Source organism: Mesorhizobium sp. M7A.F.Ca.AU.002.02.1.1, assembly GCF_003998535.1.
GTDB lineage: Bacteria > Pseudomonadota > Alphaproteobacteria > Rhizobiales > Rhizobiaceae > Mesorhizobium > Mesorhizobium ciceri.
The window spans coordinates 1-3,129 of the sequence record NZ_RZPB01000704.1 but is presented as its reverse complement, the minus strand read 5'-3'; the positions used below and the strand labels follow the sequence as shown (position 1 = coordinate 3,129).

Below are 3,129 nucleotides of genomic sequence, written 5' to 3'. Positions count from 1 at the left end.
TTCGCTGGTGGCGATCTTCGCGGTGCTGCCACAGAGCCTGATCGTACTGGTGGCGGGCCTGGCGCTGATGGCGTCGCTCGCCAACGCGCTTTCTATCGCGCTGAAGGAAGAGGCGGATCGCATGGCTGCCACCGTCACCTTTGTCGTCACCGCGTCGGGTCTGACGCTGTTCGGCGTTGGCGCCGCATTCTGGGGCCTGATTGCCGGGCTGGTCGTGCTTTTCCTCGATATGATCAAAAAGCGATAAACATTTCAGATGCTTGTCCGGATTTGGCGGACATTGTCTTGAATCGCCGTTTTTCTCTTCCCATTTCGATTCCACGCAGCCGGGTTTGGCTGTCTCCAACCGAAGGAATGGGAGAAAATGAACACATCCGCATTGATCCGTCCGGCCTGGACGCCGGCAACCATCGCGTTGATGGTTGTGGGTTTCATGGTGTTCTGGCCACTCGGCTTCGCCATGCTCGCCTACATCATCTGGGGCGACCGCCTCGATGGCTTCAAGCGTGACGTCAACCGCGCGACCGACGGCATCTTCGCCGGTTGCCGCCGCGGTTCCGACAAGGCCGCGCGCTGGGGCAATGGTTCCGCCCGCACCGGCAACGTCGCTTTCGACGACTGGCGCGAAAAGGAACTTGAGCGGCTGAACGAAGAGCGCCGCAAGCTCGACGAGATGCTGACCCAGTTCGACGAATACGCCCGCGAATTGCGCCGCGCCAAGGACCAGGACGAGTTCGACCGCTTCATGGCCAACCGCAACAAGTCGACGGCGCCGACGAAGACCGATCCGAGCACCGGAACGACGACCACCAAGCGTGGCAAGGGTTCGAACCTGCTTGACGACTGAGATCCGGCGACTGGTCACATCGTGAAAAAACGGCGTCGCGCGAGCGGCGCCGTTTCTTTTTTGTTCTAGTCGTTTTTCTCGAATCGCGTATCGTCCCCCCATGACTCTCGGCTTCTTTCGCAATCTGGCAAAGCCCAAGCCCACGCCTGTCGTGGAGCGCGAATATTGCGTCGCCGGCCGCACGCTGCCGCTCAAGATCGTCGAGAGCGCCAGGGCGCGCCGAATGACGCTGCGTATCGATTCAGGCGGCCAGGGTCTGCGCATCACCGTGCCGCCAGGCCTGCGCCGCGGCGAAGTGGACAGGTTCCTCGAGCGGCATCAGGACTGGCTGGAGCAGCGACTGGCCAAGGTGCCGACGCGGCCGCAGGTGCGGCCCGGCATCAGGATCCCGGTGCGCGGCGTGCCGCACCGCATCGTCCATGAACCGTCAAAGCGCGGCACCGTCACCGTGTCGCGCGACGAACGTGGTCCGCTCTTGATCGTGCATGGCGACCGCATACATCTGCCGCGCCGCCTCGCCGATTTCCTCAAGCGCGAGGCCAAGAAGGAAATCGAGAAGCTGGTGGCCAAGCACACCGAGGCGCTTGGCAAGCGCGCCAAGGCGATCCGCTTCAAGGACACGTCAAGCCGCTGGGGGTCATGCACCTCCGAAGGCAATCTGTCCTTTTCCTGGCGCATCATGATGGCGCCGTCGCCGGTCATCAACTATCTCGTCGCGCATGAAGTGGCGCATCTCAAGGAGATGAACCACGGCCCGAAATTCTGGAAACTGTGCGAAAAGCTCTGCCCCGACACCGATCGCTGCAAGGACTGGCTGAAGCGCAATGGCGGTGCGCTGCAAGCGATCATGTTCGAGTAGATCGCTCAATCGTCGTTGGCGGCGTTCAAGTCTTCGGGCCGCAACCCCTCATCGCCATGATGCGGCCACGGCAGGAAATTGCCGTCGAACTCATCGCCGCCGAAATAGTCGAGCGCGCGGTGCGCCTCGGCGCCATTGAAGGCGGCCTTGTCGATCAGGTGCGCGATGACCTCGCGCGCCTGCGCAATCTTCTGCCTGAGTTCGGCTACGGTTCTGTCGGCCATGATCGTGCTCCCGCCTTGCGTCCTGTCCATCCATAGGTAGCGCCTTTGGCCGTGCCGGCAAACAGCATGCTTTTTCTCGACTCTTATCGCTTTTCATGCCAATTCCCGCGCCATGGCACTCGACATCAAAATCTGCGGCTTGAAGACCGACGCGGCAATGGCCGCGGCGCTGGCCGGCGGCGCCAGCCATGTCGGGTTTATCTTCTTCGCCAAAAGCCCGCGCTATGTCGAACCTGCCGAGGCTGGCCGTCTGCGCGAGGCCGCGCGCGGCAAGGCGATGGCGGTTGCCGTCACCGTCGATGCCGGCGACGCCTTCCTGGATGAAATCGTTGCCAAAATGCAGCCCGACATGCTGCAGCTGCACGGCGCGGAAACGCCCGAGCGCGTCGCCGAGGTCAAAGCCCGCTATGGCCTGCCGGTGATGAAGGCGCTGCCGCTCAGCGAGGCCGCCGATCTCGAACGAATGAAGCCATTCATCGGCATAGCCGACCGGTTCCTGTTCGACGCCAAGCCGCCGAAAGGCTCCGAACTGCCGGGCGGCAATGGTGTTGCCTTCGACTGGCGCATTCTCGCCGGCCTTGACGGCGGCGTCGATTACATGCTTTCCGGTGGGCTCAACGCCGCCAATATCGGCGATGCCCTTCGGCTTGCCAACCCGCCTGGGATCGACATTTCTTCAGGCGTGGAAAGCGCGCCGGGCGTCAAGGATCCGGCGCTGATCGAACAGTTTTTCCGGGCCGTCAGGGCCGCGCGGAACACCCGCGCAGCCTAGTGGTGCCTCAAACCAGAGCATGTCCCGGAAAAGTGGGAACCGGTTTTCCGACAAGGACATGCCTCATAGTCAAGATGCCAGGAGATCGGCGATGAACAAGCCGGCGACACCCAATTCCTTCCGCACCGGGCCCGACGAACAGGGCATGTTCGGCATTTTCGGCGGTCGTTTCGTTGCCGAAACGCTGATGCCGCTGATCCTCGATCTGGAGCGGCACTGGAACGAGGTCAAGAACGATGCGGATTTCAGGGCTGAGCTGACTGACCTGTCGACCCACTATGCCGGACGGCCGTCGAAGCTTTATTTCGCCGAAGGCCTCACGAAGCATCTTCGTGAGGTTTCCTCGGCCAGGGGCCTCGCGGGCGGCGCGAAGGTCTACTTCAAGCGGGAGGATTTGAACCAAACCGGTTCGCACAAGATCAACAGC

Annotated in this window: 5 protein-coding genes and 1 pseudogene; 5 read left to right on the top strand and 1 reads right to left on the bottom strand. The window is 62.3% G+C overall.

Translation table 11 applies throughout. From position 1 onward, the window contains the following. The 3 genes from EN879_RS29760 to EN879_RS29750 form a co-directional block, all read left to right on the top strand. Window positions 1-247: benzoate/H(+) symporter BenE family transporter (locus tag EN879_RS29760; protein WP_206521027.1), on the top strand; the 247-nt coding region annotated here is incomplete at its 5' end. Between the two features lie 117 nt (window positions 248-364). Further along, window positions 365-847 carry a DUF2852 domain-containing protein gene (locus EN879_RS29755; protein WP_063169787.1) on the top strand — a complete coding sequence of 161 codons (483 nt, stop codon included), beginning with the start codon at window positions 365-367 and terminating at the stop codon, window positions 845-847. A 100-nt stretch (window positions 848-947) separates the two neighbouring features. Beyond that, window positions 948-1,706, top strand: coding sequence for a M48 family metallopeptidase (locus tag EN879_RS29750; protein WP_063169786.1), 759 nt, complete (start codon window positions 948-950; stop codon window positions 1,704-1,706). A 5-nt stretch (window positions 1,707-1,711) separates the two neighbouring features. Here the strand turns inward: EN879_RS29750 and EN879_RS29745 are convergent, their stop codons facing one another. Further along, a complete protein-coding gene (locus EN879_RS29745; protein ID WP_013528317.1) occupies window positions 1,712-1,930 on the bottom strand; it encodes a hypothetical protein in 219 nt (72 codons plus the stop codon). Window positions 1,931-2,042: 112 nt separating this feature from the next. On the opposite strand from EN879_RS29745, the gene EN879_RS29740 reads away from it, so the two are divergent. Both EN879_RS29740 and EN879_RS29735 read left to right on the top strand, forming a co-directional pair. Continuing rightward, the gene (locus tag EN879_RS29740; protein ID WP_024501981.1) at window positions 2,043-2,702 is read left to right on the top strand and encodes a phosphoribosylanthranilate isomerase; all 660 of its coding nucleotides are present in this window, start codon (window positions 2,043-2,045) and stop codon (window positions 2,700-2,702) included. Between the two features lie 91 nt (window positions 2,703-2,793). Continuing rightward, window positions 2,794-3,129 (top strand): annotated as a pseudogene (locus EN879_RS29735) (tryptophan synthase subunit beta); the annotation flags it as partial.

Bases quoted from the DNA above. Each gene is read 5' to 3' on its own strand.
- EN879_RS29755 (WP_063169787.1), top strand. From the start codon at position 365: ATGAACACATCCGCATTGATCCGTCCGGCCTGGACGCCGGCAACCATC.
- EN879_RS29750 (WP_063169786.1), top strand. From the start codon at position 948: ATGACTCTCGGCTTCTTTCGCAATCTGGCAAAGCCCAAGCCCACGCCT.
- EN879_RS29745 (WP_013528317.1), bottom strand. From the start codon at position 1,930: ATGGCCGACAGAACCGTAGCCGAACTCAGGCAGAAGATTGCGCAGGCG.
- EN879_RS29740 (WP_024501981.1), top strand. From the start codon at position 2,043: ATGGCACTCGACATCAAAATCTGCGGCTTGAAGACCGACGCGGCAATG.